This is a genomic window from Pseudomonas sp. C9 (assembly GCF_002000165.1).
Lineage (GTDB): Bacteria > Pseudomonadota > Gammaproteobacteria > Pseudomonadales > Pseudomonadaceae > Aquipseudomonas.
Map to the genome: position 1 here is coordinate 696,629 of NZ_MPAK01000001.1, position 22,325 is coordinate 718,953.

Consider the following 22,325-nt stretch of genomic DNA (forward strand, 5'->3'; position numbering starts at 1 on the left):
CACGACGGTGCAGGGCTCCAGTTTCGCCAGATATTGGGTGAGCGCTGCCCGCGTAAACTTTTTGCGGTGAACCTCGTGGCCGCGATCATCTTGGGCATGCAGATGAAAGGAGTGTTTTCCGAGGTCGATGGCGGCAATAGCTACGTTGTTCATGGCAATGATCTCCGATGAGCCCCCTGTGAAAGCTTAGTGGGCGATCACAGGGGGCAGCGGGGGTAGCCATTTCATTAGTGGTTTTGTGAACACTGTAGGAGCCGGGCTTGCTCGCGATGGGGGCGCTATAATTCACCACCCAGTTTCCTACGACCGTCGAAATTGTTCCCACCCCCGGCATGCATCTGTTAAAAACCGTCCTTTCCTGCCCACTTTCCGGACGCCGCATGTTGTCGAGTTTGATGAATCGCTTTCGCCGACGCTGGCTGCCGCTGCTGTGCATGGCCCTAGTGATCGTTGGCCTGCCAGTGAGTTGCGGCGTGCTCAAGTACAAAGAGCGCGAGCTGTTGTTTCGCATCGAACCGGGCACGGCAGGCTGGTATCGCGGCTTGCCGAGCGATGTCCAGGAGTTCGACATCAAACCCGCCAGTTTCAAGGCCGGGCAAAACCTGCATGCGTGGTGGTGGCCGGCCGCACGCCGTGATGCACCGTCGATCCTCTACCTGCACGGAGTGCGCTGGAACCTTACGGGCCAGGCGTTTCGCATCGAGCAATTGCGCGCCATGGGCTATTCAGTGCTGGCCATCGATTACCGTGGATTTGGCCAGAGCAAAGGTGATTTGCCGTCCGAAGCCAGTGTCTACGAAGACGCCCGCGTTGCCTGGGAGCGCTTCACCCAGATGCAACCAGACGCCAATAAGCGCCTGATCTACGGCCACTCCCTGGGCGGCGCAGTGGCCATCGACCTCGCGGCAGACCTGGCCGCACAAGCAAAAAAACAACACGCCGAGGTGCCGGTGCGCGGCCTGGTGATCGAGTCCACGTTCACTTCGCTGGGCGATGCCGTGGCCCAAGTGGCCAACAGCAACCTGCCGGTGAACTGGCTGCCGGTGCGTTGGCTGGTGTCGCAGAAATTCGATTCCATCGACAAGATCGTCGACATCAACATGCCGCTGCTGGTGGTCCATGGCCTGGCCGATGCGTTCATGCCGTCGCGCTTCAGCCAGCAATTGTTCAACGCCGCCAATGAACCCAAGCGCCTGCTGCTGGTGCCCGGCGGGACGCACAACAACAGCATGAGTCTGGGCGGTACGCTGTATCGCCAGGCCATCGAGCGCTTGATGAAAACCAAACCAACGCAAGTGGCCGGGCCTAGCGGTAACCCCGGGCTTGCAGGTTGAATAGCTGCGCGTAGCGCCCACCGGCGTTCACCAGCGTGTCGTGATCGCCACGTTCGAGGATGGTCCCCTGGTCCAGCACGATGATGTGATCGGCGTTACGCACGCTGGAAAACCGGTGGGAAATCAGCAACGTCATCCGGTCTTCGGTGTGCTCGCTGAAATGCTCGAACACCGCCGCTTCCGCTGCCGGGTCGAGGGCTGATGTCGGCTCGTCGAGAATCAGGATGTCGGCGTCGCGACGCATGTAGGCGCGCGATAGCGCGATCTTTTGCCACTGCCCGCCGGACAGCTCCTGCCCACCGGCAAACCAGCGTCCCAACTGCGTGGCATACCCTCGATCCAGACGCTCGATGAACGGCGCGGCCATGCCCTGCGCCGCTGCGTCTTGCCAGCGCTGTTCATCGTTGAACGCCAGCGTGTCGCCGACGCCGATGTTTTCGCCGACCGAGAATTGGTAGCGGATGTAATCCTGAAAAATCACCCCGATGCGCTGGCGCAGCGCGTCCTCTTTCCATGCCTGCAAGTCACTGCCGTCGAGCAGGATTCGGCCCTGATCGGGCCGATACAGGCGGGTCAGCAATTTGATCAGCGTAGTCTTGCCCGACCCGTTCTCCCCCACCAGCGCCAGACTGCGCCCAGGAACCAGGTGCAGGTCGATGCCTTCCAGCGCCGCACGACTCGCCCCCGGATAACGGAAGCCGACGCTCTCGAAACGCAGACCATCGCCGGGCACGGCACCCTCGGTGAGATACCCGGAATCGGCAACCACCGGTTCGGCCAGGTATTCATAAAGGCTGGACAGGTACAGACCGTCTTCATACAGACCACTGATGGCGCTCAAACTGCTGCTGACCGCGGTTTGCCCCTGTTTGAACAACACCAGGTACATGGTCATTTGCCCCAGGCTGATGTTGCCGTGAACGGCATCGACCACCACCCACGCATAGGCCAGGTAAAACGCCGCTGTACCGAGCAGGCCGAGGACAAATCCCCAGCTATCACGACGCAACGTCAAGCGACGGTCTTCGGCGTAGAGACGGGCAAACGTGTCGCGGTAACGCTGCAACAACAGCGGCGCGAAGCCGAACAGTTTGACCTCTTTGATATAGCCCTCGTGGGAGAGCAGCGTCTCAATGTAAGTCTGCTGCCGACTCTCGGGCGCCCGACGCGTGAACAGCCGAAAAGCATCCCCGGAAAAATGCGCTTCGGCGAAGAACACCGGTAATGCACCCACCACCAACAGCACCAGCGCCCACGGTGAAAAGTGCACCAGCAACACGCCAAAGCTGATCAGCACAATCAGGTTCTGGATCAGCCCCAACGACTTCATCACCAGCGCCAGCGGCCGCGTCGAAGCCTCGCGCCGCACCCGTACCAGCTTGTCGTAAAACTCGGAGTTCTCGAACTGCACCAACGACAACGTCTGGGCTTTTTCCAGAATCATCGTGTTGACCTTCTGCCCCAACTGCACGCGTAACAGCGACTGCTGAACCGACAATGCCCGTTGAGTCGCCGACAACAACGCCAACACCCCCGCCTCCAACAACACATAACGCACCACCGGCCACAATGGCGCACTACCCTGCTGCGCATGCAACTGCATCGCGTGGACCACCGCGTCGACAATGCGCTGTCCCAGCCATGCGGCCAGCGCCGGGAGTACGCCGGCGATCAGGGTGGCGAGGACCAGGCCCAGGAATAGACCGCGAGAGGTGCCCCAGACCAGCAGCAGAGCGCGTCGGGCCTGGTCGAGTAAGGTGGTGAGGCGGTCAACAGCAAGGTTCAATCCGGACACTCCACCTGAAACCGCGCCCTATACCGCCCCGGACTCTCCCCCGTCCACTTCTTGAACGCCCGATGGAACGCGCTCGGTTCCTGGAAGCCCAGTTGTTCAGCGATGTCGCTGATGCTCGCGCGGCTCTCACGCAACTGCTCAAAGGCAACGCCGCGGCGCACTTCATCCTTGATCTCTTGATACGAGCATCCTTCGCGCTCCAGTTTGCGGCGAAAGGTGCTGGGGCTCAGGTGTTGTTCCAGGGCGAAATCCTGCAAGGTCGGCCACTCGCTGTAATCGCTGTTGCGCAAGCGCTGGTGGACTTGCGAGGCAAGGCCATGCTGGTTGCGGAAACGGATCACCAGCCATTGCGGGGCCGTGCGCAGGAAGACTTTGAGTGAAGCCAGGTCCTGCACCACCGGCAGGCGCAGGTAATGGCTGGCGAATTCGATTTCGGTGCGCTCGGCACCGAAGGTCAGGTTGGGGCCCCACAACAAACGGTCGTCGCTGAGGGAAACGCGCTCGTGACGAAAGTCCGCGCGGTCGATGGGGATGCGCCGCCCGCCCAGCCAGCACAACAGGCTGATCATCAGCACCAGGAACGTCTCTTCGCCAAAACGGCTGACGTCGTCGTTTTGCGCGTGGGTGTCGAGGCTGATGATCGCGCGCTTGCCGCGCACGGTCAGCGTGCCACGAAAGTCGCGCAGGAACAGGGCGAAATTGGCCAGGCACTGGCGCATGGCTTTGTGCAGGTCGGGTTCCTGAATCAAGGCGCGACAGATCAAGGCGAAACTGCCCGGCGGCATGCCATGGGAGTCGAGGCGGAAAAACTCGTCGTCCAACTCACGGATCTGAATCAGCCACAGCGCGGCAAACGCGCTGGCCGGCACCCGCGCCGTAGGCTGATCCATCAACGCCGGGTCGATACCGGCCTGTTCCAACGCTGCGTTCAGGCGCTGTGGATGCTGCGCCAGCGCATGGATCATTGCCTGCACGAAATAAACCGCGACCGAGTCCTTTTCCCGCATGTGAACGTTTCGCTCCCTATCACTTGAAATGGCAAAAAACACCAGCACCGTTGAACAGTTGCGGCATAGGACAACCGACCTGCCGGTTCTAGACTCGCGGCCAATAGTACGCCTTCGACCGTAGCAACGGCCAAGGTATCGCAAGGTTTGACCGTAAGGACGGGAACATGAATCTGCAAAACATTGGGGTGATCGGCGCGGGCACCATGGGCAACGGGATTGCGCAGGTCTGTGCGCTGGCCGGCTTCAACGTGACCCTGATCGATATTTCCGAGAGTGCCCTGCAAAAGGCCCTGGCGACCGTCGGCAAAAACCTTGATCGTCAGGTCGCCAAGGAAACGCTGAGCCAGGAGCAGAAACTCGCCGCCCTCGACAAGATTCGCACCAGCACCGATTACGCCAGCCTGCAGAACGCGCAACTGGTGATCGAAGCGGCCACCGAAAACCTCGACTTGAAATTGCGCGTGCTGCAACAAATTGCCGCGCAGGTCAGTGCCGAGTGCGTGATTGCCTCCAACACGTCGTCGCTGTCGATTACTCAACTGGCCGCCAGCGTCAGCCAACCTGAGCGCTTCATCGGCCTGCATTTCTTCAACCCGGTGCCGGTGATGGGCCTGATTGAAGTGATTCGCGGCCTGCAAACCAGCGATGCCACGCATGCGCTGGCCCTGGACATGGCGACCACCCTGGGCAAAACCGCGATCACCGCCGGCAACCGCCCGGGTTTCGTGGTTAACCGGATTCTGGTGCCGATGATCAACGAAGCCGTTCTGGTGCTTCAGGAAGGCCTGGCCAGTGCCGAGGATATCGACGCCGGCATGCGCCTGGGCTGCAACCAGCCAATCGGCCCGCTGGCCCTGGCGGACCTGATCGGTCTGGATACCCTGCTGGCCATCATGGAAGCCTTCTACGACGGCTTTAACGACAGCAAATACCGCCCTGCTCCGTTGCTCAAGGAAATGGTTGCCGCCGGCTATCTGGGGCGCAAGACAGGACGTGGCTTCCATGCCTATGCCTGAGCGTTGCTCGCGCTTTGCCGAATACCGGGACACCGTGCTGGAGTTGTTCGCCAGCAAGGGTTTCGGTCAGGTCGGCATGCGTGAGCTGGCGACGTGCCTGGGGCTCTCCCCGGGCTCGTTGTACCACCATTACCCGAGCAAGCAGCACTTGCTGCTCGACTTGATCGAAGAGTTCTACGAAGAGCTGCTGTCGACCCTGGACCGCCTCGATCAAAAGGGCTCGGCGAAACGCGACAAGCTGCAGCTGCTGATCCGCGCGCATTTGAATTTGCACCGGGAAATGCCCTGGCATTTTCGCCTGGCGGAACGCGACAGCGGTTGCCTCAATGACGAGCAACAGGCGCGAGTCCGGCAATTGCGCGAACAATACGAACACCGGTTGCTGCTGATGCTCGGCAGCAAAACCCGGGTCGGCGAACAGGCGCAACGTGCCACAGCGCACGCCATCGCCAACTTGCTCAACAGTGCCCCCGGTTGGCTGATGCAACATCCGCTGAATGACCATGAGCGCGATGAAATGCTGGAAAACCTGGTGAGCGGCGCCATCGAACGCTTGCTGCGGCCTTCGGCGCCACGCGCAGTGGCCTGAAAACCTGACGCAATGTCTGGTCGCGCATACCCGAAGCCATAAAACGCCGCGTTTCAATAGAAAAAACGTCTAAACGAATTTTGCCAAACCCGCCCTCTAACGCTTTGCTGTTTGTGTTCAATCACTGCGGAGCCGGCACTGAGTCCGCCACCCTCCGCCTCCTTCCGTGACCGGGAGTAAAACATGAAAATCAATCCTTACCTGATCTTCAATGGCAACTGCAAAGCAGCCTTTACTTTCTATGCGCAAAGCCTGCCCGGCGAAATCGAAGCCATGTTGACGTTCGGTGAAACACCGGCCGGCGAACACGTGCCGACAGACCTCCACGACCTGATCCTTCACACCCGCCTGGTGGTGGGCGATCAGGCGATCATGGGCTCGGACACCACCCCGGACCGGCCCACGGAGGACATGAGCGGGTGTTCCATCTCATTGAATGTAGACAGCATCGCTGAAGCGGAACGCGTCTTCGCTGCCTTGTCGGAAGACGGCAACGTGCAGATGCCGCTGGAAAAGACATTCTGGGCGGCGCGTTTCGGCATGCTGGTGGATCGCTTCGGTGTGTCGTGGATGGTCAATTGCGAGAAAGACCAGTGAGACGACAAGGCATCAGAAAGCGCGGCCGGTAGCGGTTGGGCTTTCTGGCATCTCCCGGACCGTCTGCTACCGTCAACTAGCCACGTGGCAACGGATTGTTCGGAGGAAAGCCGCTATGCCTGCCCCAGTCACCCCCTGGTCCACCCGCTGCAAAATGACGTTGCTGGCGGGCGGCCTTGTCGGCGCCCTGCTGGCGCTCAACGGTTGCGCCACGATTGATGCCCAAACCACCGCGTATGTCGGTGTGGAACATCCCGCGCCGACACTGGCCGCCGAAGTGGTGGTGCTGCGTGCTGCGCCCGCTCGCCCGTTTGTTCGATTGGGTGAAGTATTGATCGACGCCAGCATCGACCCTGCCCCGCCGATTACCCAAGTCGAAGAAAAACTGAAAGAAGAAACCGCCAAGCTCGGCGGTGATGCCGTGGTGGTGGTTTATGACCAAATCGGGACGGTCGGCGCTTATGTCAGCGGACCGCTGTGGAGCCGCGACATTGAAACGATTCAGGGACGCAAACTCAAAGGCATCGTGATCAAGTACAAGTGATCTGGCGATCAGTCGAAGTGCTCAGCCCTTGACGCAGACCACCTGACGCAAGGTGTGCAGCACTTCGACCAGTTCGCGCTGGGCATGCATCACGTCGTCGATGTTCTTGTAGGCCATCGGAATCTCATCGATGACCGCAGCATCCTTGCGGCATTCCACGTGGGCGGTGGCGCGAATCTGATCGTCGACGGTGAACCGGTTTTTCGCCTGGGTGCGGCTCATGGTGCGGCCGGCACCGTGGCTGCAGGAACAGAATGATTGCTCGTTGCCGAGGCCGCGAACGATGAAGCTTTTCGCGCCCATCGACCCGGGAATAATCCCCAGCTCGCCCTTCTTCGCCGACACCGCCCCTTTGCGGGTTACCAGGATGTCCTCGCCGAAGTGCCGCTCTTTTTGCACGTAGTTGTGGTGACAGTTCACCGCTTCCAGCGCAGCCTCGAAAGGTTTTTTGATCACTTGCCGGGTCGCCTGGATCACCGCGTGCATCATCAACGCGCGATTTTGCCTGGCGAAATCCTGTGCCCAGCCTACCGCTTCGACGTAGTCGTTGAAGTGCCGGCTGCCTTCCTTGAAGTACGCCAGGTCGCGGTCCGGCAGGTTGGCGAGGTGCTCGCGCATATCCGCCTGGGCCAGTTGAATGAACAGGTTGCCAATGGCGTTGCCGACACCTCGGGAACCACTGTGCAACATGAACCAGACGCGGTCGGTTTCATCCAGGCACACCTCGATGAAGTGATTGCCGCTGCCCAATGTGCCCAAATGCCCACGGTTGTTGGTCTGGGCGAGCTTCGGGTACTTGTCGGTGATCGCCTTGAAGCGCGAGGCCAGTGCTGACCACGCCTGATCGGCCTGTTTCGGCACGTTGTCCCAGGCGCCTTTGTCGCGAGCGCCACGGCCACCGGTGCGGCCATGGGGCACCGCTTTCTCGATGGCGCAACGCAAACCATGCAGGTTGTCGGGTAAATCCCTGGCGGTCAGCGTCGTGCACGCGGCGATCATGCCGCAACCGATGTCCACACCGACCGCGGCCGGAATGATCGCGCCTTGAGTTGGAATGACGCTGCCGATGGTCGAGCCTTTGCCCAAATGCACGTCAGGCATGACCGCCAGATGCTTGAAGATGAACGGCATCCTGGCGGTGTTGATCAATTGCTGTTTGGCGGCGTCTTCAACCGGGACGCCTTCGGTCCAGAGCTTGATCGGTTTGCCGTGGGCGACGTCCAGCCGTTGGTAGGTCTGTTCTTGCATGATGTCCGGTTTGCTCTCAACTGCCTGCACCGCCATGTGCTTCCTCGAAGAAGTAGTCTTTCCAGCTGCCAGCCTTGTTTTTCAGCACACCCAACGCCTGCAGTTTCTCGGCGTAGATATAGGTTCGCTGTGGCACCACGGTAAAGTCGATTTCCGGGTCGGCGACGATTTTCTCAACCAATGGCAAGGATAGTTTCGATTGCTCCACGCGGATATAGGTCTGCGCGGCTGCGGGCTTGTCAGCCTTGATAATCTGTTCGGCCTCGGCCAGTGCGGCGTAAAACGCCTTGTAGGTTTTCGGGTTCTCATCGTGGAATTTTTCAGTGGTGTACAGCACGTTAAACGTGGCCTGGCCACCCAATATGTCGTAGGAACTCAGCACTTTGTGCACGTTGGGGCTCTGCAATTCCTGGTACTGGAACGGCGGGCTGGAAAAATGCGCGTTGATTTCCGAACCGCCGGCGATCAGCGCCGCTGTCGCGTCCGGGTGGGCCAGGCTGATCGAAATGTCGTCAAATTTTTTGAAGTTGTCCGCGCCAAACTGTCTGGCCGTTTCAATCTGCAGGGTGCGCGACTGGAAACCGACACCCGCTGCCGGTACGGCGATGCGATCCTTTTCAGTGAAGTCTTCGAGCGTTTTAACCTGCGGATTGTTGGTCAGCAGGTAGTTGGGCATCGACCCCAGCGAAGCGATCGCCTTGACGTTTTGTTTGCCCATGGTCCGATCCCAGATCGTCAGCATCGGCGGGACACCCGCAGACACCACATCCAGCGCGCCAGCCAGCAGCGCCTCGTTCATCGCCGTGGCCCCGGAAATACTGCTCCAGTCGACCTTGATGTCGAGCCCCTGCTCCTTGCCCTGTTTCTCGATGAGTTGCTGGTCACGGACCACATCCAGAATCAGGTAACCGATACCAAATTGCTGGGCAATGCTGATGGTGCCTTCGGCCTGAACAACGGGGCTGAGTAACGCACTCACCGCCGCCACGGAAGTGGCCAATAAGGTCAACGTGGAGCGCTTGAAAAGTGTCGTCATGAAAACCTCGGGGTGACGGAAACGCCAATGCCGATAAGTTAAGGAATGACGCAATCCGTAGCAACTGGCGAAGCCTGCTGCTACGAAGTGCGTGATGGCTGAACTGGCTGACGAATTCAGAGCTTGGCGATCGAGACCTCGGTGGATTTAACGAAGGCAATCACTTCGCTGCCCACTTGCAATTCAAGATCGCGCACCGAGCGTGTCGTAATCACTGAGGTGACGATTCCGGAGGCGGTTTGCACGTCGATTTCGGACACCACTTCGCCTTGTACGATTTCCTTGATGACGCCTTTGAACTGGTTGCGGACGTTGATCGCTTTGATGGTCATGTTGAGGCTTCCTGTCTGATGTCGGGCACCTGCGTACGAAGGTGCAGGCCCTCAAAGTGCACCACCCGCACAAACAACAAAAGGAATAAATAATTATCTATTTATTCCTTTTTTGCATATAAATACTGAAAACGCTCAGGGATGAATCCAGAATGAAAAGCGCCTGAATTTGCTGGCCGTCCACCAGACCACCCCGCCATAGCTGAAATTGTTGCTGCCTGCCTGACTCTGCAAAGGGGTCACCACCACGCCGTTTTTTCTCTGCGCGCGATGATCATCCGTTTCTGGAACGACCGCACAGATATGGCCCGATTGGTTCAAGTCAACTCGCTGACCTGAAATGAAACAGACACTTCCAGCGTTTGCAGCTTCTTGAACCTCATTGATATCGAATGATCGCGTCCAGCCAAAATCACTGCCGAACTCCTCAAACCAATTGTTCAAGCTGTTTGCACTTAACTCGCTCACAGTCTTTTCGTACTGCACCGCGACAGGATTGCCTTTGGCGAGTTCGGCAATGGCTTTGCGGGTCCACCAGACACGAGGCAGATAAACCCCGGCAAGGCAGCAAAAGTCGTAAGCGTAGATATTGCAGTAAGTTTCACTTTTTGACTTCGTATAGCGCGGGTTACTGGCCACCCCCAACCACTCGATGATGCGATGCAAGTCCCGGACTTTTTCCGTTGCACTGCCCTGCGCACGAGATGGCATACCGTTTTCGTTCAAGGGGAACGCCCGCCCCTCGGCTGCTGAGCGCAGTATTGGGTGTTTGGGTGTCAGGTGAGCAGGACTGATAGATGTAGCGGCAGGGAGATTGTCGGGGGCGCCTTCGGGCGCAAGGTATTGACTGTTTACATACCCCGTAACCGACACACCATTGAGCATCGTGCTGACCTGCCACCAGTCAGTTTGGGTACTGTGCACTCCCAGCTTCTCGACCTTTTGCCCTTGGGGCAAAGTAGCCAGTCGATTTTTCGGTGCAACACTCGGTTCGCTGCGTAAGTTGAGGGTACTGGCCGTCACTGTATACGAAGACATCGCTACCTCCTGTACCTGTTGGTCATTGGTCGGGGTGAGGTGAGGTGAATTCAGTACGGGATCAATAACTCCACCCACAACTCATCGGGCGCATAACTTAACGTGACCGGGTTAGCCGGATCCGTCGGTGAGTTGGCGAAGGCCTTGATTTCGCTTGCAGGGTTTCCATCCCCGGAAACGATCCGCTGTCTGGTACGTTGCTGCAAGGCACTCAGGAGATCCGGGTAAGGCATATTCCAGTCATTGCCTTTCGCCACATCGGCGACCACCGGGATCATCGCCACCAACCTGGAATCATTCATCTTTTCCAATCCTGCGGCACGAGCAGTGGCGTTATGGCTGCAATGGTGGCCGACTTTGTAAAGCGTGGCCCGAGCGAGGATGTCGTCTCGGGTCAGCGGCAGAGGCTTCCCTGACATAGCGTCTTTGGGGTAAGTCTGGTCGCCCCAGGACAGCCAGTTGCCCACCTGGGCATCGCCTGGAAAGAGCAGGATCTGGCCGTCCGGCAACTCGAACGCCAGGACCAGACTGGTGTTGTTGGTGTCCGAATCCATTTTCAGGGCCAGGGTTTCCGCGCCGTCCAGCCATTCGTCCTCAATGCAGCGCCATTGGTCAACGCTGCCAAAATAGCGCTGCTCGACGCTGCTCGACTCTTCATCCCCCCCGCCATGGGTATCCGTTTCATCTGCGACCCTGGAGAAAGGTCGCTGATAAGGCGGCGCGAAGGGTGAGTCGACATTGTCCGGAACCTCGCCTTTGAGTCGCAGCGTGCGTTCCTCCAGCGCCATGGCCTCATCCAGGCTGGTCATGTACACCTCTTTCCCCGCCCCCTTGCTCGGCAAATCCTTGCGCAAGCGCTCTTCGGATCGCGGTGGCCCCATGACATACGCCTTGAGCGCGTCGATGGCGGCGGGTCGCACAACATCACCGGGTTCCAGGTACCGGGTCACTTTCGATCCGGCCTTGTCCTTGAGCTTCTCGATGGTCGTGCGCTTGTCTTTTTCTTTACTGGCCGGCGGGTCGATGAAGGCCGACAGACCGTGCACGGTCTGGATTCGTGCATCCTGGTGCAATGGGGTGCCACGCCCGCTAAGGCCGACGACACCCGCCAACGCCACTTTCGCCTTTTTGAATCGGGCGTGCAGTGCGACGGCCTGGGAATCATTCGAGTTCTCGGTCCAGGCCAGCCAGAGTTCACCGATGCGAAAATCATCACCAAAAAAGCGCGCTTGCTCATACAGGAAGCCGCTCGTGTGATCGTGATGCTCGTGGGTTACCACCACCAGGTCGAGCAAGCCGCCAGTGGTTTTTTGAAGGTCGTCGACAATACGCGTCATTGTCTGTTTGGCCCCCGTCACCCCTTGAAGCACACCGCAGTCGATCAAGATGTGGCGGGTGATCCCGGCGTCCAGATAGCGAAGCAGAAAGCAGTCGCCCAAAATCCCGCGGTACATGCGAATCGCCACCTTGCCCTGCAAATCTGCATTGGTCATGGCGTCAGACTCCACGGTGGGTCATGGCAAAGGGGTTATCGTCCGCGCGCGGTTCTCGATAAGTCATGGCCAGAGAGTCGTTGCCGGTTTGCAGGAAGCGCCTCTGGGCATCCAGACGTTCATCGTCATCGATGCGCTTGCGGATGACATAGCGCAGGGTGCCATCACGCAGGTCAATGATCAGTGTCGCGCCCCCTCGGAACGTGAAGTCATAGGAACGGCGATCATCCTTGCGCGGGGCTTGCTGGTCTTCCTTGAGTTGTTGCGCGCTGTCGAAGTAACCGCGACGGCGCTGGGTAATTTCCACGACCAGTTGCCGAAGGTCCTGCCCGTCCGGCCCGGCCCTGCGACACGTGCGGACCGAATGCACCTCCACGGCAGGTTGAACACCATCCCATCCTACAAACAACGCCCCTTGCTTCTTGGTTGCGTCGGGATGGGCCATGAAGAAAATCCCCAAGACCTTCTCCCATTCAGCGTCATGGTCTGACTCTTCCATCAGCCAGTTCCACACCACTTGACGATTGTGCTCGGACTGGAGAAATGCATTGCCCCGCAGGTACTGCGGCGTTAAATCAAGTGAGCCACCTGGCCAATTGGATTTGGGCGGTGCCTGAAAGGCCAGCAGGTCATCGGCGGTCAGGGAAAGCTCTTCTGTCTGATAACCCTTCAATGATTCCCAGAGCAAACTGTCCGGCGCCAGTGATAAGCATTTGTCCGGAAAAATGCCGCGCCGACGGAACGCCTGGATAACTGCCAGGCGATAGTGCATGCGGTCGTCCGGTACAAGGTCGTTATCGGCGGTGACAATGGCCCGCAGAAACTCGCCGAAGTGCACATCCACGGGTGGCAAATAGTCCAATGCACGAATGCACATCCTCAGGACATGATCGGCAGCCTTCACGGCTTCGCGGGTCAGGCGTGCGATCAATTCGGTCGACAGGTTGGCCGTCGATGCCTTGTCATGCCCTGCCAGCCGAAAAAGATCGGTCGTACGTTGCTCGTAAATGGTGATGAATGCGTCGAACACAGCGGCGACCAGTATCGCGCCGCGTTCATGGGGCTCGCTCAATTGTGCAAGCCGCGTAGGGTCAGGCAAGCCGTCCTTGCCCTTTTCGTCGATTGCATCGCGCAATGCCGAGTAGCGCCCCGACGCCTCGCCGAACTGACGGGCCAGGCCGCTCAACCAGGAACGCTCGGTCAGATCCCCACGGCGCGCGGCCAACTGACTGGACACCACTTCCGGCAACGTAAAATGCATCAACAGTGCAACGATGTCGGCGAAGGCTTCGTGAAACGCCAGGCTATCAACGCTGGTGGATTCGATGTAACGACGGTGCAAGCCATCCAGAATGGCGTGCGTGGTTTCATGCGCGACAATATCGTGGGACAACGCCGTGAATATCCAGCCACCCGGCAAGTTCACCCCGGCGTTGCTCAGTGATGCCTTGAAGTAACCGAACAACAACGCCTTTTTTGCCGGGCTGTAGTAGGCATTCGCTTCGCGTAAGGCGTGAGGATAAATACGTAACCGGCGGACATAGCCGTAGGTCAGCTTCTTTGTCCGCTTATCCTCGATAGCTCTGGGTGACCAGAACACTTTGCGCCCCAGTGCCCGCTCGAACAATTTGATGGTTTTCATCGCAACGGCGAAGACCATTTGCTGATGGAAACGCGGGTCGCCCTCCGAAGGCGCGATGCCATCCTGGGCCAACACATGCGGGTCATTCAAGTTAACCGGTTTGTAGAACTGGCCGCTGGTAGGATCGACATCAATGACCTCCAGGTACTCGTTCACCGGTCCCGGCAAGATATCGGGTTCCCAACGCTGCTCCCATGGCAATTCGATGGTGGCGTGGTTGATCCGCACCGTGTCCATTTGAGTCGAGGCTTGTGGGTCGAATGCATACACCCGCAGTTTGCGCATGGCCGGTGGTGCGTAGTCGGACTTGTCCACACTCGATCTCCTTGTCTGACTAACCGTTTAAATTCAACAACGCGAGAAACTGCCAACTGGGAACAGAGCCATAACTCGATATAAGTGGCCGGGCTTCGGATCAGCCATTGGCAATTGACTACCAGTCAAGAGCGCTTAGTGATTGATGTCAAAGAAAGGCATATGAAATTTCGCTATGCGTTCTATTACCAGCAAAATATTGAAAAGCAAGTGATAAGTTACCTTTACACCGGCGTTTATATCCCTGCGCATAATTTGCTAATTCACCACTTGCGATTATATTTTCATCAGCGTTCGCATGAACCGGGTCAGCGCTCGATGCTGCATGAGTCCCCCTCAACTAAGAAGGAGCAGTATCGATGTGGCCCACCCACTTAACAGCAGCGAACTTCAAGTATCACTGGCTGTCGGCATTCGTCTTGTCATTGCTCGCATGGCTGGCGATCGCCATGCCCGCAAAGGCTGAAGTCGCCCGCTTGTTTGTACAACCCGGCGCCACGATCATCGTGGCGCAAGGCAACGAAGAGATCAAAATTGAGGGCACAGCACCTGCAGGTGCACGGGTACTCACCACTGGCACACCCAGCAATTACTGGGTTCTGATCTATACCGCCGCGAACCCGCCTCCTTCAACAGGCGAAGTGCCCATCACTTTTAAGCAAGGCGAAACGTCAAAAACCAACCTGTTAGAAATTACCAATACTCCGACTGCGCAAGACCCCGCATTGATCGGCAAGACAACGCGGCTTCTTTTTGCAATGCTCATATTGGCAGTGATACTCGAATCGGCATTCGCCGTGGTGTTCAACTGGCGAGTCTTCCTGGAGTTCTTTGATGGACGCGGCGTTCGCACGGTCGTGATGTTTCTTGCTGCTTATCTCATCATTAAAAGTTTCAACATCGACTTCGTTGCCGACTTGATGAACATCTATATTTCGCAGGTAACATCCAGTTTTGAAACACGATTCCTGACGGCACTCGTACTTGCCGGTGGTAGTGCAAGCGTCAACTCACTGATGGTCGCCCTGAACTTGCGACAAAATCGCAAGGCTGAAAACATCGCGCCGAAGCCGCCAAAGACCAAGGCTTGGGTCGCCTTGAAAGTACACCGGAATCTTGCGGAAAGAATCGTGGAAATTACACAACAATCAACACCGGTGGTCGATGGCAGCACGCCTCAACGATTAATGGGTGTGATTCGTCCACAAAACGTCTTGCAACGTCTCGCGAAGTACTTTTGGCGTGATGTCGAGCGCGTGCCGATGACTGCCGGCATCGAGGTTGATCCGGGTTTTGAATACACATTCATCATTCGCGGCGTAAACGAGCACGATGAAGTCATTTATTGCGATGCTTCCGGGGTGTTGCTGAAGAAAAAGGAAGAGAAAGAGGAGTACACCCCCACTCCCCGCTCCTATGTATTTGCCGCAGGTGCCATCGTTGATTTTGAGGTCACTCTTTGATGGTGCGAGACAGGGTAGTAAGGCCTCGTTGGCAGCCGAGTAGGGGCAAGTTACCGAGTGTTTACAACCATTCGTCGCATAGGGAAACCTGGCGCTCAACGCGCCAGAGTTCTGGCTTGGGGTTTGCAAAGGCCGATCTGGCATCCCAGAAACGACGTAATTCTGACGCAACGGCCATCCAATTAACGCTTAAGGACCCCAGCGAAACGCTTGGTGAGTCACCGGAGATTTAACGTGTCAACCCTCAGTGAAATCGCAGCGAACCACGCGAGAATGGCAAAAGCACAGGCAGTAGAGTCGATCGCGGTGAGTGAGCGGCACGTTCAAATTGTGGGGAGCTTCGAAGTCCCCTCCCTGGAAGAACAACCTCACATTCCAATGCACTTGATTGCTGGCGCTCAGGACAATCATCTCGGACAGGCACCTGGTTACTCGCTCTGACAGTGATTGTTTGGCGAGGAGTGGCACCAACCGGTTGGTGACCACTCCGCGCGCCCTCACCTTTGCCTGCCACTGCCCAGGGAGTCGGGCCACTCAATCCAGTCGCGCGACCTTGTTTTCACCGCTGTCCCAACCACCGCCCAACGATTTGTAGATAGCGACGATCCCTCGATACTGTTCAGTCTCACCCAGCGCCTGAGCATCCTCGGCATTGAGTCGCTCGCGCTGTGCATCCAGCAAAACCAGGTAGTCCACCGTCCCTTCCTGGTACTGGATCGCCGCCAGGTCCGCCGCTGCACGGCTCGACTCGCTTTGCTTGATCAACGAGAGCAAGCGTTGTTGGCGTTTGCCATAGTCGCTGAACGCATTTTCAGATTCTTCCAGCGCCAGCAGCACTTGCTGCTCATAAGTGGCCAAGGCGCCTTCTGCGTTGGCATTGGCACCGCGAATGCGCGCTCGCACACTGCCCAGATCAAAGGCCGCCCAGGTAATGCTCGGGCCCAGTCCCCATGCCCGGGCGGCACTGGAACCTATTTGCGAACCGCGACTCGCGGTGAAACCGAGAAACCCGCTCAAGCTGACCCGAGGGAACAAATCGGCGGTGGCCACGCCGATATCCGCCGTGGCGGACGCCAGTCTGCGCTCGGCGGCAAGGACATCAGGACGCCGGCGCAGTAACTCGGCGGGATTGCCTATCGGCAGTGCTTTGGCGATCGCTGGCAAGTCGGCCGGCTCCAACGACACGCTCAATGTATCCGGGCGCTCGCCCAAGAGCGTAGCGATGCGGTTTTTCTGCCGTACCTGCTCCGCTTGCAGTTGCGGCACCGTCGCCTCGACAGCAGCCAACCGGGCATCGGCACGCACCACGTCGAGTTCATTGCCCACCCCGGCATCACGCAGGCTGACTGTCACAGTGCGCGAGTCTTGCTGATTTTTGAGGTTGGCCAAGGCTATTTTTTCCCGCAGTTGCGCGCCCCGTAACTGCCCATAGGCATCGACCAACTCGGCAATCATGGTCACGCGAAGTTGATACAGGTCGGCGGCCACGGCGTCTTCCTGAGCGTCGCTGGACTCCAGTTGACGCTGGATCCGGCCAAACAGATCGACTTCCCACGCCATGTCCAGGCCCAGGTCATAACGCTCGGTATTGACGCGGTTTTCGGTCTGCCCTGGCACTTGTGCCTTGCCCTGATGGCTGCTCACGCGGCTGGTGACGACCGGTAAGTTGTCGTTGCTGATGTCATCACGAATCGCACGGGCTGCTTTCCAGCGAGCGAAAGCGACCCGCAGATTGCGGTTGCCCTCAAGGGATTTGCTCACCAGTTGGTTGAGTGTGGGGTCGTCAAACTGCCGCCACCACACCGTCTCGAAATGAGTTTGATCATAGTTGCTGGTCTGTGCCGAGACGACATTCGCAGGTGCCGTGTCAGGTGTTTTGTAATCGGGGCCAACCGTGCAGGCGGCGAGCGCAGCGACCAGAAGACCGGGTAAAAAAAGCGTTGAAGCATTCATCAGTGTGCCTCCGAATTCGAAGCGTTTGCCGGGTGGACATGGGTGACTTGGCGCGCGTTTTTGCGCTCGATGTAGCGACGAATCAGGACAAAGAAAACCGGGGTCAACAGCAATCCGAAGAACGTCACACCGAGCATCCCGGAGAACACCGCCACCCCCATGGCCCGGCGCATTTCCGAACCGGCACCGGTGGACGTCACCAGCGGGATCACCCCCATGATGAACGCGAACGAGGTCATCAGGATCGGTCGCAGACGCATGCGGCAAGCATCCAGGACAGCCTCCAGCGGCGACATGCCTTGCTCTTGTCTGTCCTTGGCGAACTCGACTATCAGAATCGCGTTCTTGCAGGCCAGGCCTACCAGTACGATCAAGCCGATCTGGGTGAAGATGTTGTTGTCGCCCTTGGAAATGATCACCCCGGCAATCGCCGACAGCAGGGTCATCGGGACGATCAGGATCACCGCCAGCGGCAGGCTCCAGCTTTCATACAACGCAGCCAGTACCAGGAACGCCAACAGCACGCAGAGCGGGAACACCAGCAGCGCCGTATTGCCCGACAAAATCTGCTGGAAGGTCAGGTCGGTCCACTCGTAGGTCATGCCATTGGGCAGTTCTTCCTTGAGCAGCTTTTCAATCGCGGCCTGCGCCTGGCCGGAGCTGTAGCCAGGGGCTGCGCTGCCGTTGATTTCCGCGGTGACGAAACCGTTGTAGTGCGAGACCCGATCCGGCCCGGACGTCGGGCTGACGTTGACGAAAGTGGCCAACGGGATCATCTCGCCGCGGTCATTGCGCACCTTCAACTGACCGATTTGCTCGGGTTCCTGACGGAACTGTTGCTCGGCCTGAACATTGACCTGATAGGTACGACCGAAACGGTTGAAGTCATTGGCATACAGCGAGCCGAGATAGACCTGCAACGTGTCGAAAATTTCACTGATCGCGACGCCGTGGGTCTTGGCTTTTTCTCGGTCGATGGCCGCCTCGACTTGCGGCACATTGACCGTGTAGCTGGTGAACAGGTTGGCCAGCTCCGGCACGCTGCGACTCTTGGTGATGATGTTCATGGTTTCTTTGTACAGCTCGTCATAACCCAGGTTGCCCCGGTCTTCGATCTGCAGGCGGAACCCGCCAATAGTGCCCAGGCCTTGAACCGGTGGTGGCGGAAACACCGCAATGTAAGCGTCCTGGATGCTGCCGAACTTGCCGTTCAATGAAGCGGAAATCGCCCCGGCAGACAGGCTAGGATCCTTGCGTTCATCGAAGGGCCGCAAGCCGATGAACGCGATACCGGCGTTGGGGCTGTTGGTGAAACCGTTGATCGACAAACCCGGGAATGCCACGGCGCTGTCGAAACCCGGCTCGTTCATCGCGATGGTGCTCATGCGACGGATCACCGACTCGGTGCGATCAAGGCTGGCCGCATCTGGCAATTGCGCAAAGGTCACCAGGTATTTTTTATCCTGGGTCGGCACGAAACCGGTCGGGGTCGTGCTGAAGCCCAAGTACGTCATCGCGATCAGTCCGGCGTAAACCAGCAAGGCCACACTGCTGCCGCGGATGATTTTGGCCACGGCAACCACATAGCCGTGACTGGCCTTGTCGAAGAACCGGTTGAACGGTTTGAACAACCAGCCACCGAGCACACGATCCAGCACCCGGGAGAAACGGTCTTTTGGCGCGCCGTGGGCCTTGAGCAGGACCGCAGCCAATGCGGGCGACAAGGTCAGGGAGTTGAACGCCGAGATCACCGTCGAAATGGCAATGGTCAACGCGAACTGTTTATAGAACTGTCCGGTCAAGCCGGAAATAAACGCTGCCGGTACGAACACCGCGCACAACACCAAGGCCGTGGCGATGATCGGCCCCGTCACCTCGCCCATGGCTTTTTTGGTCGCCTCGATCGGTTCAAGCCCCGACTCGATGTTGCGCTCGACGTTCTCCACCACCACGATCGCATCGTCGACGACGATCCCGATGGCCAGTACCAGACCGAACAGCGACAGGGCGTTGAGCGAGAATCCGAGCAAGTGCATCACGGCGAATGTGCCGATCAACGACACCGGTACCGCGACCAGTGGAATGATCGAGGCGCGCCAGGTTTGCAGGAACAGAATCACCACCAGCACCACGAGGATCAGTGCTTCAAACAGGGTATGAACCACGGCTTCAATCGAGCTGCGCACGAAGATGGTCGGGTCGTAGACGATCTCGTAGTCCATGCCTTCCGGGAAGTTTCTCTTCAACTCGGCCATCTTCGCCCGCACCTGGTCGGAGATGTCGATGGCATTGGAGCCCGGGCGCTGGAAGATCGGCATCGCCACCGCTTCCTGGTTGTTGAGGAAGGCGCGCAACGCGTATTGGTTGGAACCAAGCTCGACCCGGGCGATGTCTTTGAGGCGGGTAATTTCACCGTTACTGCCCGCGCGGACGATGACGTTTTCGAACTCTTCTTCGGTGACCAACCGCCCCTGAGAGTTGATCGACATCTGGAAACTTGTGGCATTGGGCGCGGGCGGTGACCCCAGTTGCCCGGCCGCGACCTGACGGTTCTGCTCGCGTACCGCGTTGACCACATCGATAGCGGTGAGATTGCGCGACGAGGTTTTCTGAGGGTCAAGCCAGATTCGCAGCGAGTAGTCGCCGATACCGAACATCTTCACGTCACCAATACCGTCCAGGCGCGCCAGCTCATCCTTGACGTTGAGGATCGCGTAATTGGACAGGTAGAGCATGTCGTAGCGCTTGTCCGGCGAGACCAGATGCACCAGCAAAGTCAGCTCGGGAGAAGCTTTGTCGACCGTGATACCGATGCGCGTGACTTCCTCGGGCAGCTTGGGTTCGGTGCGGGTCACACGGTTTTGTACCTGGACCTGAGCGTTGTCCAGGTCAGTGCCCAATGCGAACGTCACGGTGAGCGTCAGTCTGCCGTCAGCGGTGGACTGCGAGGACATGTACAGCATGTTCTCGACGCCGGTGATGGCTTGTTCGAGCGGCGCCGCAACGGTTTCACCGATGACCTTGGGGTTGGCCCCCGGGTAGTTGGCATGCACGACCACCGTCGGCGGCACCACTTCGGGGTATTCGCTGATCGGTAGCTGGAACAGCGAGATCACCCCGGCGATCAGGATCAGCAGCGACAGCACCGCCGCGAAGATCGGCCGCGTGATAAAGAACTGAGAGAATTTCATGGCGGTGTTCTCTTATCCGCGAGGTGAAACGGACGCATCCGTTTTCACCAGCGCCGGTGATTTGTCTGAGATCGAGGACGGAGCGGCAGGTTGATTGCCCGCCTCGATGGCCTGACGTTGACGGTTCAGGGTCGCGACGGTTTCCGCATCGGCCATCGGCGCATCCTGCGGGGCGACCACAGCGCCAGGGCGAACCCGTTGCAGGCCGTTGATGACGATGCGGTCCTCTTTCTGCAAGCCGCTGCGCACGATGCGCAAACCTTCGAGCTTCGGCCCAAGATCGACGCTGCGGTACACGGCCTTGTTGTCCTGATCGATCACCAGCACGAACTTCTTGCCCAGGTCGGTGCCCACCGCTTCGTCCTTGATCAGCAGGCCGGCATAGGCTGCGCTGCCCACCAGCTTCAACCGGGCATACAAGCCCGGGGTGTATTGGCCGTCAGCATTGTCGAACACCGCGCGACCACGAATGGTGCCGGTCTTGGGATTGACCCGGTTGTCGACGAAGCTCATTTGTCCGAGGTGGCTGTTGCCCTCCTCGTTCGACAGGCCCATGTACACGGGGGTGGTTTGACTGCGTTGCCCTTGGCGCGAGAGCTGGCTGTATTTGAGGAACAAGCGTTCGTCTGCATCGAAATAGGCATAGACCTTGTCGGTGGAGACCACGCTGGTCAGGGGTGTGGTGTCGGCTGTCACGATGTTGCCGGCGGTGATTTCAGCACGGCTGACACGGCCGGAAATCGGGGCGGTGACGCGGGTGAAACTGAGGTTCAGGCGTGCAAGGTCCAACTGCGCCTGAATGGCATCGGCACCGGCCTTGGCTTCTTGCGCGGTGGTGGTGCGGGTGTCAGCCAGCTCGGCGGAAATGGCGTTGCTGCTCAACAGACGCTGACCACGCTGCGCTTCATTACCGGTGCGAACCAGCGTGGCGCGAGCCTGTTGCAGCTGCGCTTCGATACGATGGACTTCGTGTTCGAACGGACGCGGGTCAATCTGGAACAGCAAATCGCCTTTCTTCACCAGCACACCGTCGGTAAAGGCAACACGTTCGATCTGACCGGAAACCCGTGGGCGGACCTCAACGGTTTCCGGTGCTTCCAGACGGGCAGTCACTTCATCCCATTCAGTGATGGGTTGCTCAAGCACTTTGGCGACGGTGACGTGCGGCGCTCCCGGAGCCTGAGCGGCGTTGGGTGTTCGATCACACGCGGTGAGGACCGTCAGAGCCAACACAGCAAGGGGATAACGCAAAGGTTTCAGTGACTGTTCCATGGGGGGTGTCCGCCAGACGGTTTAGGAATTTCCGGATTCTCGACCTCGCGCGAGGTATCGACGAATTGAACGGAGTGAAGTTGGGTATCAACTTAAATGATTATCGTCATGTTTAAAGGCAAAAAAAGAGACTTACCCCGGTTCAAGCCTTGTTATTCGCCAGCGCATGACACACAGAATCCAGCGCTGGCCCCAGCGTCTGCGCCGCACACAACGCCCGCGCGGTGGGCACCATGGTGCGTCCGTGGCGCTCAAACAATGGGTCGTTGAACAGCCTTCGCAATCGCACCAGGGATCCGCTGACCGCCGGTTGTCCGAGCGACAGTTTCTTCGCGGCACGGCTGACACTGCGCTCCTGCATGAGCGCTTCGAAAACCACCAGCAGATTCAAATCGATACTGCGAAGATCATTACGTTGCATAGATCAGCCCACGTAGAGTGTTGTGGCATGAGCCAG

General features: G+C 58.4%; 19 protein-coding genes. 7 read left to right on the forward strand and 12 right to left on the reverse strand.

The window, feature by feature from the left end; all coding sequences use genetic code 11:
• Window positions 1–380 precede the first annotated feature (380 nt).
• Complete coding sequence (locus BMS17_RS03220) at window positions 381–1,334, forward strand: alpha/beta hydrolase (protein WP_046028005.1); 954 nt, start codon at window positions 381–383, stop codon at window positions 1,332–1,334.
• Here the strand turns inward: BMS17_RS03220 and BMS17_RS03225 are convergent.
• Window positions 1,306–3,120: an ABC transporter ATP-binding protein gene (locus tag BMS17_RS03225; RefSeq protein ID WP_077430405.1), complete on the reverse strand. Its 1,815-nt coding sequence runs from the start codon at window positions 3,118–3,120 to the stop codon at window positions 1,306–1,308. The genes BMS17_RS03220 and BMS17_RS03225 overlap by 29 nt on opposite strands.
• Window positions 3,117–4,136: an AraC family transcriptional regulator gene (locus BMS17_RS03230; protein WP_077430406.1), complete on the reverse strand. Its 1,020-nt coding sequence runs from the start codon at window positions 4,134–4,136 to the stop codon at window positions 3,117–3,119. The genes BMS17_RS03225 and BMS17_RS03230 overlap by 4 nt, the downstream gene beginning before the upstream one ends.
• A 167-nt stretch (window positions 4,137–4,303) precedes the next feature.
• Between BMS17_RS03230 and BMS17_RS03235 the strand changes: the two genes are divergently transcribed.
• The 4 genes from BMS17_RS03235 (at window position 4,304) to BMS17_RS03250 (ending at window position 6,885) form a co-directional block, all read left to right on the forward strand.
• Complete coding sequence (locus BMS17_RS03235) at window positions 4,304–5,155, forward strand: 3-hydroxybutyryl-CoA dehydrogenase (RefSeq protein ID WP_077430407.1); 852 nt, start codon at window positions 4,304–4,306, stop codon at window positions 5,153–5,155.
• A complete protein-coding gene (locus BMS17_RS03240) occupies window positions 5,142–5,744 on the forward strand; it encodes a TetR/AcrR family transcriptional regulator (RefSeq protein ID WP_077430408.1) in 603 nt (200 codons plus the stop codon). The genes BMS17_RS03235 and BMS17_RS03240 overlap by 14 nt, the downstream gene beginning before the upstream one ends.
• Before the next feature lie 183 nt (window positions 5,745–5,927).
• A complete protein-coding gene (locus tag BMS17_RS03245) occupies window positions 5,928–6,341 on the forward strand; it encodes a VOC family protein (RefSeq protein WP_046028011.1) in 414 nt (137 codons plus the stop codon).
• A gap of 115 nt (window positions 6,342–6,456) precedes the next feature.
• Window positions 6,457–6,885 (forward strand): hypothetical protein, encoded by a 429-nt coding sequence (locus tag BMS17_RS03250; RefSeq protein ID WP_046028012.1) that lies wholly within the window; start codon window positions 6,457–6,459, stop codon window positions 6,883–6,885.
• A gap of 21 nt (window positions 6,886–6,906) precedes the next feature.
• Here BMS17_RS03250 and BMS17_RS03255 read toward each other — a convergent pair whose 3' ends face one another.
• From BMS17_RS03255 to BMS17_RS03280, 6 genes are all read right to left on the reverse strand, one after another.
• Complete coding sequence (locus tag BMS17_RS03255; RefSeq protein WP_077432164.1) at window positions 6,907–8,133, reverse strand: RtcB family protein; 1,227 nt, start codon at window positions 8,131–8,133, stop codon at window positions 6,907–6,909.
• Between the two features lie 16 nt (window positions 8,134–8,149).
• A complete protein-coding gene (locus BMS17_RS03260) occupies window positions 8,150–9,169 on the reverse strand; it encodes an ABC transporter substrate-binding protein (protein WP_077430409.1) in 1,020 nt (339 codons plus the stop codon).
• 116 nt (window positions 9,170–9,285) lie between these two features.
• On the reverse strand, window positions 9,286–9,501 hold the full coding sequence (locus tag BMS17_RS03265; protein ID WP_046028014.1) for a molybdopterin-binding protein: 216 nt from the start codon (window positions 9,499–9,501) through the stop codon (window positions 9,286–9,288).
• A gap of 135 nt (window positions 9,502–9,636) precedes the next feature.
• Complete coding sequence (locus BMS17_RS03270; RefSeq protein ID WP_077430410.1) at window positions 9,637–10,539, reverse strand: SH3 domain-containing protein; 903 nt, start codon at window positions 10,537–10,539, stop codon at window positions 9,637–9,639.
• A gap of 50 nt (window positions 10,540–10,589) precedes the next feature.
• Window positions 10,590–12,032 carry an MBL fold metallo-hydrolase gene (locus tag BMS17_RS03275; RefSeq protein ID WP_077430411.1) on the reverse strand — a complete coding sequence of 481 codons (1,443 nt, stop codon included), beginning with the start codon at window positions 12,030–12,032 and terminating at the stop codon, window positions 10,590–10,592.
• A 4-nt stretch (window positions 12,033–12,036) separates the two neighbouring features.
• Window positions 12,037–13,989 (reverse strand): hypothetical protein, encoded by a 1,953-nt coding sequence (locus BMS17_RS03280; RefSeq protein ID WP_139348058.1) that lies wholly within the window; start codon window positions 13,987–13,989, stop codon window positions 12,037–12,039.
• A 359-nt stretch (window positions 13,990–14,348) separates the two neighbouring features.
• Between BMS17_RS03280 and BMS17_RS03285 the strand changes: the two genes are divergently transcribed.
• Window positions 14,349–15,452 (forward strand): hypothetical protein, encoded by a 1,104-nt coding sequence (locus tag BMS17_RS03285; protein WP_077430412.1) that lies wholly within the window; start codon window positions 14,349–14,351, stop codon window positions 15,450–15,452.
• A gap of 234 nt (window positions 15,453–15,686) precedes the next feature.
• Window positions 15,687–15,893, forward strand: a complete 207-nt coding sequence (locus BMS17_RS30565; protein WP_046028017.1) for a hypothetical protein — start codon at window positions 15,687–15,689, stop codon at window positions 15,891–15,893.
• Window positions 15,894–15,986: 93 nt separating this feature from the next.
• Here the strand turns inward: BMS17_RS30565 and BMS17_RS03295 are convergent, their stop codons facing one another.
• The 4 genes from BMS17_RS03295 to BMS17_RS03310 all read right to left on the reverse strand — a co-directional run bounded on the left by BMS17_RS03295 (window position 15,987) and on the right by BMS17_RS03310 (window position 22,289).
• Window positions 15,987–17,405 carry an efflux transporter outer membrane subunit gene (locus BMS17_RS03295; RefSeq protein WP_046028018.1) on the reverse strand — a complete coding sequence of 473 codons (1,419 nt, stop codon included), beginning with the start codon at window positions 17,403–17,405 and terminating at the stop codon, window positions 15,987–15,989.
• The gene (locus BMS17_RS03300) at window positions 17,405–20,596 is read right to left on the reverse strand and encodes an efflux RND transporter permease subunit (RefSeq protein ID WP_077430413.1); all 3,192 of its coding nucleotides are present in this window, start codon (window positions 20,594–20,596) and stop codon (window positions 17,405–17,407) included. The genes BMS17_RS03295 and BMS17_RS03300 overlap by 1 nt, the downstream gene beginning before the upstream one ends.
• A gap of 12 nt (window positions 20,597–20,608) precedes the next feature.
• Window positions 20,609–21,868 carry a multidrug efflux RND transporter periplasmic adaptor subunit MexE gene (mexE, locus tag BMS17_RS03305; RefSeq protein ID WP_046028020.1) on the reverse strand — a complete coding sequence of 420 codons (1,260 nt, stop codon included), beginning with the start codon at window positions 21,866–21,868 and terminating at the stop codon, window positions 20,609–20,611.
• Window positions 21,869–22,010: 142 nt separating this feature from the next.
• Complete coding sequence (locus tag BMS17_RS03310; protein WP_046028022.1) at window positions 22,011–22,289, reverse strand: LysR family transcriptional regulator; 279 nt, start codon at window positions 22,287–22,289, stop codon at window positions 22,011–22,013.
• Window positions 22,290–22,325: the final 36 nt, after the last annotated feature.

Bases quoted from the DNA above. Each gene is read 5' to 3' on its own strand.
- BMS17_RS03270 (WP_077430410.1), bottom strand. From the start codon at position 10,539: ATGTCTTCGTATACAGTGACGGCCAGTACCCTCAACTTACGCAGCGAA.
- BMS17_RS03295 (WP_046028018.1), bottom strand. From the start codon at position 17,405: ATGAATGCTTCAACGCTTTTTTTACCCGGTCTTCTGGTCGCTGCGCTC.
- BMS17_RS03285 (WP_077430412.1), top strand. From the start codon at position 14,349: ATGTGGCCCACCCACTTAACAGCAGCGAACTTCAAGTATCACTGGCTG.
- BMS17_RS03220 (WP_046028005.1), top strand. From the start codon at position 381: ATGTTGTCGAGTTTGATGAATCGCTTTCGCCGACGCTGGCTGCCGCTG.
- BMS17_RS03250 (WP_046028012.1), top strand. From the start codon at position 6,457: ATGCCTGCCCCAGTCACCCCCTGGTCCACCCGCTGCAAAATGACGTTG.
- BMS17_RS03310 (WP_046028022.1), bottom strand. From the start codon at position 22,289: ATGCAACGTAATGATCTTCGCAGTATCGATTTGAATCTGCTGGTGGTT.
- BMS17_RS03245 (WP_046028011.1), top strand. From the start codon at position 5,928: ATGAAAATCAATCCTTACCTGATCTTCAATGGCAACTGCAAAGCAGCC.
- mexE (WP_046028020.1), bottom strand. From the start codon at position 21,868: ATGGAACAGTCACTGAAACCTTTGCGTTATCCCCTTGCTGTGTTGGCT.
- BMS17_RS03265 (WP_046028014.1), bottom strand. From the start codon at position 9,501: ATGACCATCAAAGCGATCAACGTCCGCAACCAGTTCAAAGGCGTCATC.
- BMS17_RS03275 (WP_077430411.1), bottom strand. From the start codon at position 12,032: ATGACCAATGCAGATTTGCAGGGCAAGGTGGCGATTCGCATGTACCGC.
- BMS17_RS03230 (WP_077430406.1), bottom strand. From the start codon at position 4,136: ATGCGGGAAAAGGACTCGGTCGCGGTTTATTTCGTGCAGGCAATGATC.
- BMS17_RS03235 (WP_077430407.1), top strand. From the start codon at position 4,304: ATGAATCTGCAAAACATTGGGGTGATCGGCGCGGGCACCATGGGCAAC.
- BMS17_RS03255 (WP_077432164.1), bottom strand. From the start codon at position 8,133: ATGCAAGAACAGACCTACCAACGGCTGGACGTCGCCCACGGCAAACCG.
- BMS17_RS03260 (WP_077430409.1), bottom strand. From the start codon at position 9,169: ATGACGACACTTTTCAAGCGCTCCACGTTGACCTTATTGGCCACTTCC.
- BMS17_RS03300 (WP_077430413.1), bottom strand. From the start codon at position 20,596: ATGAAATTCTCTCAGTTCTTTATCACGCGGCCGATCTTCGCGGCGGTG.
- BMS17_RS03240 (WP_077430408.1), top strand. From the start codon at position 5,142: ATGCCTATGCCTGAGCGTTGCTCGCGCTTTGCCGAATACCGGGACACC.